This window comes from Amycolatopsis sp. NPDC051372 (assembly GCF_040682095.1).
Taxonomy (GTDB): domain Bacteria; phylum Actinomycetota; class Actinomycetes; order Mycobacteriales; family Pseudonocardiaceae; genus Amycolatopsis.
This window is the reverse complement of record NZ_JBFBAF010000024.1, coordinates 55,033-68,873: the sequence shown is the minus strand read 5'-3', so window position 1 is coordinate 68,873 and position 13,841 is coordinate 55,033. Positions and strand designations below refer to the sequence as shown.

The following is a 13,841-nucleotide window of genomic DNA, read 5'->3' as shown; positions in this document are numbered from 1 at the left end:
TCTCCTACCGTCGTGCGCCAACTTCCGTGACCCGCAAGCGGTTCACGGTGCCCCCCAGTGGGGCCGGAAGGTTCAGGGGGTCCGCTCCGGGCGTGAGTGCACCGAGCAGCCGGGGCCCGCGGGCGCCCGTCGCCGACGGCAGCGTGGCCGGCACGCCGCACCAGCTCAGCCAGCCGAGCAACGCCGTCAGGTACGCCTCTTTGCCCGCGCCGGGCAGGCCGAGGTCGTCGCTGGTGCGCAGGGTGACGCCGGGGAGGTTGCCCGCCAGCGCCGCCATCACGGCGGGGTTGCGCATGCCGCCGCCGGACACGACGAGCGTCGCCGCGTGGTGGCGCCGGCATTCGGCGGCGACGGTCGCGGCGGTGAGCTCGGTGAGCGTCGCCAGGAGGTCTTCGGGCGTGAGCGGCGCCACGCCGGCGAGGGCGGCGTCGAGGTAGTCGCCGTGGAAGTGCTCCTTGCCGGTGGACTTCGGTGGTGCGGCGGCGAAGTACGGGTCGGCGAGCAGCCGGTCGAGCAGGTCGCGGCGGACGGAGCCGGCGAGCGCGAGCTTCCCGTCGACGTCGGCGTGCTGCTCGCCGCCGGTCACGCGGGCGGCGGCGAGGTCGAGCAACGCGTTGGCGGGGCCGGTGTCGTAGGCGAGCACAGCGTCGCTGCCGCTGACGACGGTGATGTTGGCGATGCCGCCGAGGTTCAGTGCGGCCACGGGTTTGCCGGTCTCCTCGGCGAGGCCACGCAGCCACAACGCGTCGAGCGTGCTGGCGAGCGGTGCGCCTTGGCCGCCCGCGGTGATGTCGCGGATGCGCAGGTCGGCGACGACGGGGGTGCCGGTGCGTTCGGCGATCCACGCGGGCTGGCCCAGCTGCAGCGTGCCGAGCGCCACGCCGTTCTCCACCCAGTGGTAGACGGTCTGGCCGAGCGAGGCGATCACGTCCACGGGCCCGTGCTCGGCGATGCCCCGCGCGGCGGCTTCGGCGAAGGCCTGGCCGACGCGGGTGTCGAGCACGGTGAGTGCTTCGGCGCTGCTCGGGTTGGGCGGCAGCGCGGCCAGCACTGCTTCGCGGGTTTCCGCCGTGAAGGGCACGTCGAGCTCGCCGAGCGGGGTGAGGACCACGGTGCCTTCTTCGGCGTGCAGCTCGGCGACGGCGACGTCGATGCCGTCGACCGAAGTCCCCGAAAGGAGGCCGAGCACGCGGAAGCCGTGGGTTTTCATCCGGAGTGGTTTAGCCGGGGTGAAGCGGTGACGCAAGCCGCGTCGTGAAGTCTTGGCCGAATCGGAACTCTGCGTGTGATCCCTTGGCCTGAAGGGCGCAGCGCGGTGGGGTGTCCGGGGGAGTCCCGGAGTGGATGACAGGATGGGGGTGTGTCGAGTACCTGGTTCTGGATCGTCATCGTCGCCGTCGTCGTCCTGGTCGCCGTGCTGGTGTCCGGGCTGCTCATCGCACGTCGGCGGCGGATCAGCCTCGAACAGACGCGCAAGGTCGAGGAGAAGCCGAAGGGCGGCGGGTACACCGCGTCCGGCGGCATCACCTTCGCGCCCGGGGGTGAGGCCGAGGCTGCGCCAGCCGCGGAACCGGTGCCGGCCGAGCACCCCGTCGAGGACCGCCCGGAGGTCGACGGCCAGCCCGCCGTGGGCGACGACGCCGCGGTGCCGCGCGACTCCGACCAGCGCACGATGCGCGACGTCAGGCTGCCCGAGCCGGAGTCGGAAGGCCCCGCGGCCGCACCGGTCGAAGGCACTGTCGAACCGATCGAGCCGGTCCTCCCGATCGAGGAGATCGACCCCGCGACCGGCCGCCTGGATCGCCTGCGCGGCCGGCTGTCGAAGTCACGCTCGATGTTCGGCCAGAGCCTGCTGGGCCTGCTCGGCGCCGGCGACCTCGACGAGGACTCCTGGCAGGACGTCGAGGACTCGCTGCTCATCGCCGACCTCGGCGCGGCCACCACGACCCAGATCGTCGACCGCCTGCGTGACGAGCTGTCGCGCCGCGCGGTGCGCACGCCCGCCGAAGCGCGCGAAGTGCTGCGCGAGGTCTTGACCGCTTCGTTGTCCACGGACGGCATTCGCGCCGTGCGTGCGCTGCCCCACGAGGTCGACGGCCAGAAGCAGCCCGCCGTCGTGCTCGTCGCCGGTGTGAACGGCACCGGAAAGACCACCACCACCGGCAAGCTCGCGCGGGTGCTCGTCTCGCAGGGATCCACCGTGGTGCTCGGCGCGGCCGACACCTTCCGCGCCGCGGCCGCCGACCAGCTCCAGACCTGGGCCGAGCGCGTTGGCGCGTCGGTCGTGCGCGGCAAGGAAGGTGCCGACCCCGCGGCCGTAGCGTTCGACGCGGTGAAGCGCGGCATCGACGAAGGTGCCGACGCGGTCCTCGTCGACACCGCGGGCCGCCTGCACACGAAGACCGGCCTCATGGATGAGCTCGGCAAGGTCAAGCGGGTGGTCGAGAAGCAGGCGAAGGTCGACGAGGTCCTGCTGGTGCTCGACGCCACCACGGGCCAGAACGGCCTCGCCCAGGCCCGCGTGTTCTCCGAGGTCATCGACGTCACGGGCATCGTCCTCACCAAGCTCGACGGCACGGCCAAGGGCGGCATCGTCTTCCAGGTCCAGAAGGAGCTCGGAGTGCCGGTGAAGCTCGTCGGCCTGGGTGAAGGGCCCGATGACCTGGCGCCGTTCGAGCCCGGCGCGTTCGTGGACGCCCTGCTCGGCTGAGACAGGATTCGCCCGTTGAGGTGATCAACCGGCGAAGCGGGCAGAAACCTCGTCGGTTTCTGTCACGGTGGACTCGTCGTTGCAGGCCGGACGAGGGGTTCACGGGGGATGACGGGCGGGTTCGACGCCGTAACAGAGGAGCTCGAACGCGCCGCCGACACCATCGGCGACGTCGTCGGAGGCGCCGCGGGCCTGCTGTGGCAGGGCCCGAGCGGCGACTACGGGCACCCCGGTGTGCAGGCGGGCTGGGGCAGCTTCATCGCGGACATCGAGTCCGTCGTCGAAGGACTCACCGGCAAGGCTCACGGCCACGGCGAGGACCTGCGCACGGCGGCGGTCCGCTACGCGGGCGCCGACGGCACCGCGAGCGACGCGATCGTCAAGACCGCGGCGAAGGCGTTCGGCGGCTCTTTCGGCGGCGACATCTTCGGCCCGCTCGGCGAGGTCCTGCACCGCTCCCTCGACGGAAAGCCGGTCGACGGGAACCCGGGCGACGGCGAGAAGCTCGGTCCCGCGTGGACCGGCGGTGCGACCGGCCGCATCAGCGGGTCGATCGACGAACTCCCGCCGGACGTGATGAGTCCCGAGCGCTCCCGGGAGCTGTTCCCCGGTCCGAAGTCCGAAGTGGAGGGCCCTGACCCCGTAACCGAGGCGGACCGCGAAGGACCGGTTTTCTGATGGCCGCCGAACTGGGGGAGACGACCGACCCGAAGGCACTCGTCCCCGGCGAGCCACGCTTCATCTCGGGCGACCTGAAGGACCTCGTCCGCAACATCGAGAAGATGGCCGCGATCTCCGACGGCCTCTCCGGCGTCGACGCGAAGCAGTGGTCCGGCGAAGCGAGCGACCGGTTCCGCGAGACCTTCGGCCGGGAGCCGAAGAAGTGGTTCGACACCATCGGCGTGCTGGGCACCGGCGCCAACGCGCTGGCGGACTACGGCGACGCGCTGACGCGCAGCCAGTCCGAAGCCCAGCGGGCGATCGAGCTGTACACGCAGGGCCAGGCCGCCACTCGGGCAGCGTCCTCGCAGTGGATTGCGGACGCCTACAAGGCCCTCACCGGCGGGTACTCGGTCCCGGCCTTTGCCGATCCCGGTCAGGGCGCGACCCGTCAGGCCGAACAGATCTTGCGGGCCGCCCGCGCCGCTCTGGAAGAGGCCGGCGGTTCCACGGCGGAGAAGCTGGGCTTCGAGAAGAAGTCCGACGGCACGTACAAGAAGGATCTTGGCAAGACCCACGAGTTCGGTGCCGAGGAGCGCGACACGAAGAAGGTGTGGGACCCCGAGAAGCAGGACTGGGTCGACAAGGACCCCGGCGGTTGGCAGGACCACAAGGGCGGCAAGAACTATTCGCGCGAATTCGGTTCGCAGTCCGATGGCATGCTCACCGACAAACTCGGTGGCCTCCTCGAAAAGTTCGGCATCGACACCTCCGAAAGCACGGTGTCGGCGTCGGCGAGCGTCGATCTCGTCGACGGTTCGCTGGACGGCAAGTTCGGCGACGGAACCTTCGGCGGCAGCGGCAAAATCGAGGGCGCGGCCCTCGGCGCCGGAGCGGAGGCCCACGCCGGTGCGGGCCCGCTGGGCCTCACGGCGGGGGCGTCTGCCGAGGCGTACCTGGCCAAGGGCAGTGCCCAGGGAGAGGTCCACTACGGCGACCACGTTGCGGTCAAGGGCGATGCCTCGGCCGAGGTCGGGGCCAAGGCGTCCGCCCAGGGATCGCTCGGCTGGTCCGGGATGCAGGGCAGCGTCGAAGGATTCGCGGGCGGCCGCATCGAGGGCAACGCGAGCGCTGAGGTCGCCGGTGTCACCGCCGGAGCGCACGGTGAGGCCTGGGCCGGTGTCGGCGCCGAGGCGAGCGGCCAGTTCGGCATGGGTGACGACGGGAAGTTCCACGTCGGCGCTTCGCTCGGCGTGGCCCTGGGTATCGGTGGCAAGGTCGGGTTCGACCTCAGCATCGATCCGGGTGAGGTCGTCGACACCGTGCAGGACGTGGCCGGTGACGTCGCCGACGTGGCGTCCGACGTCGGGCACGGCATCGCGAACGCAGCGGGCGCCGTCGGCGACTTCCTCGGCTTCTGACCACCAGAGATTCGGAGCAGACACAGTGGCAGGCACCCTCCCCGTCCCGATCGTCTTCGAGCTGCCGGACGGCTGGCGATCCGTTCCGCCCGACGAAGTCGGCACGCCGGACGCCGCGTTCGTCGCGCTCAACACCGGCAGTTCGCGCGAGGGCTTCACGGCGAACATCACGATCACCGGCGAGCTTCGCGAGGACGACGCGCCGCTCACGGCCATCGGAGACGAGGCAGTCGAGCGGCTGCGGAGCGCGGGCGCACAGGGTGTGCAGCTCGGCCGGCGCAACGAGGTCGGTTCGGCGGAGAACCCGGGTCTCACGCAGGCGGTGAAGCTGACCGTCGGGCTCAAGGGCAAGCAGGTGGACCTCGTGCAGTTCCAGGTGTTCATAGTCATGCGCGACCAGCAAAACGCGGAGCGTCGCGCGGTCTTGCACATCGTGCTGTCCGCGCTGCTGGAAAACCAGTTCGAGCACGTCATCGACGACTTCCAGAAATTCCTCACCACCGTCAAACCGGAGCAGGCGCCATGAACGACACCGCGCGGCAGCTGCTGGCCCGCATCGAGGCGATCGACACGGCCGCGACCGACAACAGGCTGCGTGCCGAGGCCTACCTTCGGGTCGCCGACGAGCTCAAGGACGCCATGGGCAGCGCCACCTCGCCCGACGGCGTGGTCACCGTGGTCGCGCGGCCGGGCGGCGCGATCGCGTCGGTCACCTTCAGCGAACGGGCTCGGGAAACGGATCCCGCCGTGCTGTCGTCGGACGTCATGCGCGCGATCGGCGAGGCACAGGCCGCGGCGGCGCGAATGCAGGCCGAAGTCGTGCGAAGGGGCCTGGGGAGTACCGAATTCCTCGACCGCGTGCTCGACTCCGACGAGCAGCTTTTCGGCGCCTCGCGGCCGGAATCGGTGACCACGCGGCCACCGCGTCCACCGGTTCGGGAAACGCCGCCCGAGGGCGAGTTCGACGACTTCAGCGTCTACGACCGAGAGCCGACCCGGTGAGCACAGCGCTCATCCTCGTGATCGTCATCGGCGGCACGCTTCTGATCGCGGCTGCGGTGACGTGGTTCGTCGTGTGGAACAACCGCGGTATGCAGCGCGCCGAAGCCGTGGTGCTGCAGCGGCTGAGCGAGGAAGCGCCGCGGCGGGGCTGGCAGTACGAGGAGCGCAACGACTCCTATTGCGCCTTCTACAACGAAGGCGATCACTATCTGCAGCGTTCCTTCGCGGACGAGCTGTTCTCACCGAGCGATCCGTTCGCGCGCCTGCCCGAGGCGTTCGAGGCGCACGAGATCGTGAGCGGGATGCACCGGGGACGCCCCTTCCTCGGCGCCAGGTTCAAGGTGCGCCAACGCGGCGTGGCCATCCACTACACGCGGGCCGTGTGGGTGCGTACTCCGAAACTCGGGCCGGCCCTGCAGGTGGGCCCGGCGGTGCCGCTCGAGAGCCGCGTGAACGACTCGATCAAGCGCGGCGACCTCAAAGTGGGAGATCCCGAGTTCGACGAGCGCTACGAGGTGCACACCGGCGACGACCGCTTCGCCCGTGCGGTGCTCGTCCCGCAGGTCACCCACTTCCTGAAGACCGACCCTCGTGAATTCCGCGGGTTCACCTTGTTCGGCGCGAACTTCGTGGTCCTCGACCGCCTCACCGATCACCGTGATCCCGAAAAACTCGTCGCCGCCTTGGATTTGCGGTGCGATCTGCTCGATTTGGTTCCGCGTTCCGTCTGGGCCTAGAGGAGGCTGGCTGTGGTGCGTCGTTTGGTGGTCGCGGTGTGTGGCATCGCGTTGGTGGCCGGGTGTTCCGCGCACGTGGAGGTGCAGCGCCGAGTGGCGAAGGCCGACCTGGAGAAGGGGATCGCCGACGCGCTGCAGCAGTCGGTGGGCCAGCGCCCGGACACGATCACGTGCCCCGGCCCGATCGATGCGAAGGTCGGCCAGCAGATGCGCTGCGAACTCGTCGCCGGCACCACCAAGGCCGGCCTGACGGCGACCATCAACACCGTGAACGGCAGCGACGTCCGCTACTCCGTGAAGGTCGATGACCACGTCACCACGAATTGAGGTGACACACCGGTCCCCGCCGGCGCAAACTCGCGGTGTGTATTGACGCCCTCGTGGACCGCCTGACCCTCTCGTCGCCCGACAACCCCCAGACGAGAGGAAACCCAGCCATGTCCCTCGAAGGCCCGCGCGTCCGCCTGCGTCCGCTCACCCCCGACGACCGCGAGCGCGGCCAGGAAATCCTGTCCACGCCCGAAGTCGCCCGATGGTGGGGCGAAACCGAGCCCGAGGTCGAAACCCTGCTCGACGAGGAAGCCGGTTTCGTCTGCTACGTCATCGAAGTAGCCGGTGAAACGGTGGGCCTCATCCAGAGCTGCGAAGAACTCGACCCGCAGTACCGCCACGCCGGCATCGACATCGCCGTCGACCCGGCCCACCACGGCGACGGCATCGGCCCTGAGGCCATCCGCGTGCTCGCGCGCCACCTGTTCGCCCACGGCCACCACCGGCTCACGATCGACCCGGCCGCCGCGAACGAAAAAGCCGTGCACGTCTACACCCAGCTCGGCTTCCGCCCGGTCGGCGTGCTGCGCCAGTACGAACGCGGCCCTGACGGCACCTTCCACGACGGCTTGCTGATGGACCTCCTGGCGGGCGAGCTCAGGTGACCGCGCTGGTGTAACCGTCGTGTTCGCCTCGATCGGCGCGTCCCTGCTGCTCCTCGGCATCGGTCTGGCCGTCGTCAACCTGATGCGCGAGGAGAGCCAGGAAGATCGGCGGCTCAACGCTGCTCGCGAACTCGCCGACGCGATCAGCGATGAGGCGCTGCGCAACCAGGTCCGAGCGATGCTGTCGAGGACACTCTTGACCGGGTCGGCGGAGCAAGCCGCGGACGCATTCAAGAACGCGTTCGACCAGCGGCCCGCACCACCCGAGGCCGGTTGAGCGGCGAGCTCAGGTGACCGGCAACTGCTGCGAGAGCCGATCCGCCACCTTCTGCACCACCGGCGCGATGCTCGCCACCGCGTCCGCGGTCAATCGGCCGGACGGACCGGACACGGACACCGCCGCGGGCACCGGCATGCCGGGCACCGCAACGGCGATGCACCGGACCCCGAGCTCCTGCTCGGCCTCGTCCAGCGCGTAGCCCTGCGAAGCGATGCGCGTGAGCTCCGCCGCGAGCGCGCCGGGGTCGGTGAAGGTGTGCTCGGTGTACGCGGGCATGCCCGTGCGCGCCAGAAGTGCCGCGACGTCGTCGGCAGGCAGCTGCGCGAGCATCGCCTTGCCGACCCCGGTGCCGTGGGGCAGCAGGCGCCGGCCGACTTCGGTGAACATGCGCATGGAGTGCTTCGAGGGCACCTGGGCCACGTACACGACCTCGTCGCGCTCCAGCACGGCGAGGTTGGCCGTCTCGCCGACCTCCTCCACGAGCTCGACCAGCAACGGCCGCGCCCACGAGCCGAACTGCATGCTCGCGTTCTCGCCGAGGCGGATGAGCCGCGCGCCGAGGGCGTAGCGGCGGTTGGTGTTCTGGCGGACGTACCCGAGGTCCACGAGGGTGCGGATCAGCCGGTGAATGGTCGGCATCGGCAGCCCCGACAGGGTCGCGAGCTCCGACAGGCTGGCCTCCCCTCCCGTGTCCGCGAGGTGCTCCAGCAGCTCGAATGCGCGCTGCAGGGACTGGACGCCGCCGTCCCGTCCGCCTTTCTCAGCTGCCACCGGTGGTCCTCCTCACAGGTCCTCTTCTTCCGAGCGTTTGAGCTTCCGCTATGCAGAAACTATAGTCCGTCAGGTAAAAACCGTAGGGACGTTATCCAAAGTACGACTCGGGGTGTTTCGCATGTCTGAAGTCCAGGTCCTCGGCGGCTCGGTGGAGCGCGGCGACGAGATCCTGACGCCGGAAGCCCTCGCCTTCCTGGCGGGGCTCCACGACGCCTTCGCGGCGCGCCGGGACGAGCTGCTCGCGGCCCGCGGCAAGCGCCGCGAAGAAGCCCGCACGACCGGCCGGCTCGACTTCCTGCCGGAGACGAAGGAGATCCGCGAGGGCGACTGGAAGGTCGCCGAGGCGCCGCCGGCGCTGCGCGACCGCCGCGTGGAGATCACCGGTCCCACCGACCGCAAGATGACCATCAACGCCCTCAACTCAGGCGCCAAGGTGTGGCTCGCCGACTTCGAGGACGCCAACACGCCGCACTGGGCCAACGTCGTGTCCGGCCAGGTCAACCTGTCCGACGCCATCCGCGAGACCATCACGCTGGAGAGCGGCGGCAAGAGCTACGCGCTCAAGGACGATGTCGAGCACGCCACCATCGTGGTCCGCCCGCGCGGCTGGCACCTCGACGAGCGCAACCTCACCTTCGGCGGCCGCCAGGGCGTCGGTGCGCTGGTCGACTTCGGCCTGTACTTCTTCCACAACGCCGCCGAGCTGCTCAAGCGCGGCAAGGGCCCGTACTTCTACCTGCCGAAGATGGAGAGCCACCTCGAGGCGCGGCTGTGGAACGACGTGTTCACCCACGCCGAGAAGACCCTCGGCATCGAACACGGCACCGTCCGCGCCACCGTGCTGATCGAGACGATCCCGGCCGCGTTCGAGATGGAGGAGATCCTCTACGAGCTGCGTGAGCACGCCTCGGGCCTCAACGCGGGCCGCTGGGACTACCTGTTCAGCGTGATCAAGTACTTCCGCGACGCCGGTGAGAAGTTCGTGCTGCCGGACCGCAACTCGGTGACCATGACCGCGCCGTTCATGCGCGCCTACACCGAGCTGCTCGTGGCCACCTGCCACCAGCGCGGCGCGTTCGCGATCGGCGGCATGGCGGCGTTCATCCCGAGCAAGGACCCGAAGGTCAACGAGGGCGCGTTCGAGAAGGTCCACGCCGACAAGGCGCGCGAGGCGGCCGACGGCTTCGACGGTTCCTGGGTCGCGCACCCCGGCATGGTCGCCCTCTGCAAGGAGGAGTTCGACAAGGTTCTCGGCGACCGGCCGAACCAGCTCGAGCGCACCCGTGACGAGGTCAGCGTCACCGCCGACCAGCTCCTCGACGTCGCCTCGACGCCGGGTAGTGCCACCGCGGCCGGCCTGCGCGCCGCCGTCGAGGTCGGCATCCGCTACATCGCCTCCTGGCTGAGCGGCAACGGCGCGGCGGCCATCCACAACCTCATGGAGGACGCGGCCACCGCCGAGATCTCGCGGTCGCAGATCTGGCAGTGGGTCAGGAACGGCACCCGGCTCGACACCGGCGACATCGTCACGGCGGAGTTGGTGCGCGGCGTGCTGGCCGAGGTTCGCGGCGAGCTCTCGGCCGAGGTCAAGGAAGACGTGCTCACCCCGGCCGTCGAGCTGTTCGAGCAGGTCGCGCTGGCCGACGAGTTCCCGGACTTCCTCACGCTGCCGGCCTACGAGCACATTCAGTAATGCGGGACGGCAGGCTCACCGAGGACGTCTACACCGCCGCCGACGCGCGCCTGGCCGAGGCCGACGCGCGCGTCGCGGCGCTGTACCCCGGTGAGCCGCGGGGCCGCCGCCCCGTGCACACCGTGTACGTGCCGGCTTCCCAGTACCGCACGCGCCTGGTCGCCGACTGGGGCAAGCAGGCCATGCGGGTGTTCGTCGAGCGCGGTGACGTGCTCGGCCTCGACGCGGACGTCGCCGAGCGCGTGCGGACGAAACTGCTCACCGAGCCGATCGAGGATCTGCGGATCGACTTCGAGGACGGCTACGGCAACCCGGGCGACGAAGCCGAGGACGCCGCTGCCCTGACCGCCGGGCAGACCCTCGCGACCACGGGCGGCACACCGTTCGTGGGCATCCGCTTCAAGAGCTTCGAAGCCGCCACCCGCCGGCGCGGCATCCGCACGCTGGACCTGTTCCTGAACGGTTTGCTCAGCAACGGCGACCTCCCCGACGGTTTCGTGGTCACACTGCCGAAGGTCACCGCCGTCGAGCAGGTCTCGGTGGCCGCCGACGTACTCGGACAGCTCGAGATCGCCTACGGCCTGGCCGAAGGCACGCTGCGTTTCGAGGTGCAGATCGAGACCGCCCAGTCGATCCTCGCCCACGACGGCACGGTGTCGGTCGCGCGGATCATCCAGGCGGCGGCCGGACGTTGTTCCGGCCTGCACTACGGCACCTACGACTACAGCGCGGGCCTCGGCATCGGCGCCGCCTACCAGAGCATGGCCCACCCGGCCGCCGACTTCGCGAAGCACCTCATGCAGGTCGCGGCCGCCGGCACCGGCGTACGCCTCTCCGACGGCTCCACCAACCGCCTGCCGATCGGCGACGACCTGCCCGGCGCCTGGGCCGAACACCTGCGCCTGGTCCGCCGCTCCCTGGAAAACGGCTTCTACCAGGGCTGGGACCTGCACCCGAACCAGCTGCCGACCCGCTTCGCCGCCACCTACACCTTCTACCGCGAAGGCTTCCCCACCGCCGCGAAGCGCCTCAGCGACTACGCCTCCCAAACCTCGACCGGCGTCCTCGACGAACCCGCCACCGCCGCCGCCCTCGCCCACTACCTCCTCGGCGGCCTCCACTGCGGCGCCCTCGAAGCGGCCGAACTCCCCTTCGACGCCGCGACCCTCGCCGGCTACGCCCGCCGCCGGCCCGAGACGCCCCGCTGACCGCACCCCACGCGGCGTTCGTTGCACTCAACGCACCCAATGTGGCGTCGCGGCACTCAACGCACCGAACGCGACCTTGGGGTGCTTTGACGACTCCACCGCCACCCACCTGCTCGACTCACCCCCCACCCAGGCCGGGCCCACCCTCCCCACCGCCGCCCACCCACGCAGCGGAACCTGCACCCAGCCCCTCCCCGGCACCCCGATCCGAAGCCTCTTTGCGGCCGGCGACGTGTTGTCAAGGCACGCTTTCCCGCCTTGACAACACGTCACCGACCGTCAACACAATCCAGCTTCGGGGTGCACACCCGACGCGAGCCGCCCCGCGAGGGCCTGCACCCCCAACGCAACACGCCCTGCGAAGGACCGCACCCCCAACCAACCCAACCCATCCCAGGTAGGCTCGCTGCCGTCTTTCTGGTGTGGGTTGGGAAAGGAAAACGCGACACCATGTCTCAAGAAGCAGCGACTGAAGCGGCACAGCCCGAAACCCTCGAATTCCAATCCGAGGCCCGCCAGCTCCTCCAGCTGATGATCCACTCGATCTACTCGAACAAGGACATCTTCCTCCGCGAGCTCATCTCCAACGCCTCCGACGCGCTCGACAAGCTCCGCCTCGAGACCTACCGCGACAAGGACCTCGAAGCCGACACCTCGGACCTCCACGTCGAGCTCACCCTCGACAAAGACGCCCGTACCCTCACCGTCCGCGACAACGGCATCGGCATGAGCCGTGACGACGTCGTGAACCTCATCGGCACCATCGCCAAGTCGGGCACCGCCGAGTTCCTCCGCAAGCTCAAAGAGTCGCAAGACGCCGCCGGGTCGCAAGACCTGATCGGCCAGTTCGGCGTCGGCTTCTACTCCAGTTTCATGGTCGCCGACAAGGTCACCATCGTGACGCGCAAGGCCGGCACCGCCGACGGCGTGCGCTGGCAGTCCGAGGGCGAGGGCACTTACACGATCGAGCCGGTGGCCGACGCGCCGCAGGGCACCGCCGTCACGTTGCACCTCAAGCCGGCCGACGACGAGGACCACCTCTTCGACTACACGTCGGAGTGGAAGGTCCGCGAGATCGTGAAGCGGTACTCCGACTTCATCACCTGGCCCGTGCGGATGGCCAAGCAGGGCGCGCCGGACAGCGCGGAAGAAGGCACCGAAGAGGGCGCCGACGCCGCGCCCGAACTCGAGACCGTCAACTCGCGCAAGGCCCTCTGGGCCCGCCCCTCCTCGGAAGTCTCCGACGAGGAGTACCAGGAGTTCTACAAGCACATCAGCCACGACTGGAACAACTCGCTCGAGACCGTCCGCATGCAGGCGGAGGGCACGTTCGAGTACCAGGCGCTGCTGTTCATCCCGTCCCAGGCGCCGATGGACCTGTTCATGCGGGACGCGAAGCGCGGCGTGCAGCTGTACGTGAAGCGCGTGTTCATCATGGACGACTGCGAAGCGCTCATGCCGAACTACCTGCGCTTCATCAAGGGTGTGGTCGACGCGCAGGACCTCTCGCTCAACGTCTCGCGCGAGATCCTGCAGCAGGACCGCCAGATCCGCGCGATCCGTCGGCGGCTGGAGAAGAAGATCCTCTCCACGATCAAGACGATGATGACCGAGGACGCCGAGAAGTACGCCACGTTCTGGCGCGAGTTCGGCCGCGCGGTGAAGGAGGGTCTGCTCGACGACCCGGAGAATCGCCCGGCCATCCTCGACATCTCGTCGTTCGCGTCCACGCACCACGCGGAGAAGCCGACCTCGCTGCGCGACTACGTCTCGCGGATGAAGGAAGGCCAGGAGCACATCTACTACCTCACCGGCGAGTCGCGCACGGTGATCGAGAACTCGCCGCACCTGGAAGCGTTCCGCGCCAAGGGCTACGAGGTCCTCATCCTCACCGACCCGGTCGACGAGATGTGGGTCGACGGCGTGGGCGGGTTCGACGAGAAGTCGTTCCAGTCCGTGGCCAAGGGCGAGGTCGACCTCGGCGGCGACGAGACGTCCGACGAGCAGAAGGCCGAGTACGAGGACCTGCTCAAGTGGATGTCGGCGACGCTCACCGACAGCGTCAAGGAGGTTCGCCTCTCCTCACGGCTGACCACCTCGCCGTCGTGCATCGTCGGCGACTCGGGTGACATGACGCCGACGCTGGAGAAGATGTACCGCGCGATGGGCCAGGAGATGCCGCAGATCAAGCGGGTCCTGGAGCTCAATCCGGAGCACACGCTGGTCTCCGGCCTGCGCAAGGCGTTCGCGGAGAACCCGGCGGACGGTTCGCTGGCCGAGACGGCGGAGCTGCTGCACGGCATGGCGCTGCTGGCCGAGGGCGGCGAGCTGGCCGACCCGGGCCGGTTCCTGAATCTGGTCGCCGATCGGGCCGCGAAGGCGCTGTAATTTGGCGTCGGCTCCGCCGACGCGCCGTGGTTG

14 protein-coding genes are annotated in these 13,841 nt (G+C 69.5%); 12 read left to right on the top strand and 2 right to left on the bottom strand.

Translation table 11 applies throughout. The features are described 5' to 3' along the window. Nucleotides 1–4 precede the first annotated feature (4 nt). Nucleotides 5–1,210 carry an anhydro-N-acetylmuramic acid kinase gene (locus AB0M56_RS32155; RefSeq protein WP_364182959.1) on the bottom strand — a complete coding sequence of 402 codons (1,206 nt, stop codon included), beginning with the start codon at nucleotides 1,208–1,210 and terminating at the stop codon, nucleotides 5–7. Nucleotides 1,211–1,360: 150 nt separating this feature from the next. Here AB0M56_RS32155 and ftsY point away from each other — a divergent pair, with 150 nt between their 5' ends. From ftsY to AB0M56_RS32110, 9 genes are all read left to right on the top strand, one after another. After that, nucleotides 1,361–2,710 (top strand): signal recognition particle-docking protein FtsY, encoded by a 1,350-nt coding sequence (ftsY, locus tag AB0M56_RS32150; RefSeq protein ID WP_364182956.1) that lies wholly within the window; start codon nucleotides 1,361–1,363, stop codon nucleotides 2,708–2,710. Between the two features lie 108 nt (nucleotides 2,711–2,818). After that, a complete protein-coding gene (locus AB0M56_RS32145; protein ID WP_364182954.1) occupies nucleotides 2,819–3,388 on the top strand; it encodes a hypothetical protein in 570 nt (189 codons plus the stop codon). Beyond that, nucleotides 3,388–4,791 carry a putative T7SS-secreted protein gene (locus AB0M56_RS32140; protein ID WP_364182952.1) on the top strand — a complete coding sequence of 468 codons (1,404 nt, stop codon included), beginning with the start codon at nucleotides 3,388–3,390 and terminating at the stop codon, nucleotides 4,789–4,791. Before AB0M56_RS32145 ends, AB0M56_RS32140 begins: the two co-directional genes overlap by 1 nt. Before the next feature lie 25 nt (nucleotides 4,792–4,816). Next, nucleotides 4,817–5,317: a hypothetical protein gene (locus AB0M56_RS32135; protein WP_364182949.1), complete on the top strand. Its 501-nt coding sequence runs from the start codon at nucleotides 4,817–4,819 to the stop codon at nucleotides 5,315–5,317. Then, a complete protein-coding gene (locus AB0M56_RS32130) occupies nucleotides 5,314–5,793 on the top strand; it encodes a YbaB/EbfC family nucleoid-associated protein (protein WP_364182947.1) in 480 nt (159 codons plus the stop codon). The genes AB0M56_RS32135 and AB0M56_RS32130 overlap by 4 nt, the downstream gene beginning before the upstream one ends. Continuing rightward, complete coding sequence (locus AB0M56_RS32125; protein WP_364182945.1) at nucleotides 5,790–6,530, top strand: hypothetical protein; 741 nt, start codon at nucleotides 5,790–5,792, stop codon at nucleotides 6,528–6,530. Before AB0M56_RS32130 ends, AB0M56_RS32125 begins: the two co-directional genes overlap by 4 nt. A gap of 12 nt (nucleotides 6,531–6,542) precedes the next feature. Further along, nucleotides 6,543–6,857, top strand: a complete 315-nt coding sequence (locus AB0M56_RS32120) for a DUF4333 domain-containing protein (protein ID WP_364182942.1) — start codon at nucleotides 6,543–6,545, stop codon at nucleotides 6,855–6,857. Nucleotides 6,858–6,967: 110 nt separating this feature from the next. Continuing rightward, nucleotides 6,968–7,465: a GNAT family protein gene (locus tag AB0M56_RS32115; protein WP_364182939.1), complete on the top strand. Its 498-nt coding sequence runs from the start codon at nucleotides 6,968–6,970 to the stop codon at nucleotides 7,463–7,465. A 19-nt stretch (nucleotides 7,466–7,484) separates the two neighbouring features. Beyond that, on the top strand, nucleotides 7,485–7,742 hold the full coding sequence (locus tag AB0M56_RS32110) for a hypothetical protein (RefSeq protein WP_364182936.1): 258 nt from the start codon (nucleotides 7,485–7,487) through the stop codon (nucleotides 7,740–7,742). Nucleotides 7,743–7,751: 9 nt separating this feature from the next. Here the strand turns inward: AB0M56_RS32110 and AB0M56_RS32105 are convergent, their stop codons facing one another. Next, complete coding sequence (locus AB0M56_RS32105; RefSeq protein WP_364182933.1) at nucleotides 7,752–8,516, bottom strand: IclR family transcriptional regulator; 765 nt, start codon at nucleotides 8,514–8,516, stop codon at nucleotides 7,752–7,754. A 121-nt stretch (nucleotides 8,517–8,637) separates the two neighbouring features. On the opposite strand from AB0M56_RS32105, the gene aceB reads away from it, so the two are divergent. The 3 genes from aceB to htpG all read left to right on the top strand — a co-directional run bounded on the left by aceB (nucleotide 8,638) and on the right by htpG (nucleotide 13,808). Beyond that, the gene (gene aceB / locus AB0M56_RS32100) at nucleotides 8,638–10,212 is read left to right on the top strand and encodes a malate synthase A (protein WP_364182930.1); all 1,575 of its coding nucleotides are present in this window, start codon (nucleotides 8,638–8,640) and stop codon (nucleotides 10,210–10,212) included. Beyond that, nucleotides 10,212–11,420 carry an aldolase gene (locus AB0M56_RS32095; RefSeq protein ID WP_364182927.1) on the top strand — a complete coding sequence of 403 codons (1,209 nt, stop codon included), beginning with the start codon at nucleotides 10,212–10,214 and terminating at the stop codon, nucleotides 11,418–11,420. The genes aceB and AB0M56_RS32095 overlap by 1 nt, the downstream gene beginning before the upstream one ends. A 450-nt stretch (nucleotides 11,421–11,870) precedes the next feature. Beyond that, a complete protein-coding gene (gene htpG / locus AB0M56_RS32090; RefSeq protein ID WP_364182924.1) occupies nucleotides 11,871–13,808 on the top strand; it encodes a molecular chaperone HtpG in 1,938 nt (645 codons plus the stop codon). Nucleotides 13,809–13,841 lie beyond the last annotated feature (33 nt).

Coding starts and splice junctions, on each gene's coding strand:
- AB0M56_RS32155 (WP_364182959.1), bottom strand. CDS start 1,210: ATGAAAACCCACGGCTTCCGCGTGCTCGGCCTCCTTTCGGGGACTTCG.
- AB0M56_RS32145 (WP_364182954.1), top strand. CDS start 2,819: ATGACGGGCGGGTTCGACGCCGTAACAGAGGAGCTCGAACGCGCCGCC.
- AB0M56_RS32140 (WP_364182952.1), top strand. CDS start 3,388: ATGGCCGCCGAACTGGGGGAGACGACCGACCCGAAGGCACTCGTCCCC.
- AB0M56_RS32130 (WP_364182947.1), top strand. CDS start 5,314: ATGAACGACACCGCGCGGCAGCTGCTGGCCCGCATCGAGGCGATCGAC.
- AB0M56_RS32115 (WP_364182939.1), top strand. CDS start 6,968: ATGTCCCTCGAAGGCCCGCGCGTCCGCCTGCGTCCGCTCACCCCCGAC.
- aceB (WP_364182930.1), top strand. CDS start 8,638: ATGTCTGAAGTCCAGGTCCTCGGCGGCTCGGTGGAGCGCGGCGACGAG.
- AB0M56_RS32095 (WP_364182927.1), top strand. CDS start 10,212: ATGCGGGACGGCAGGCTCACCGAGGACGTCTACACCGCCGCCGACGCG.
- htpG (WP_364182924.1), top strand. CDS start 11,871: ATGTCTCAAGAAGCAGCGACTGAAGCGGCACAGCCCGAAACCCTCGAA.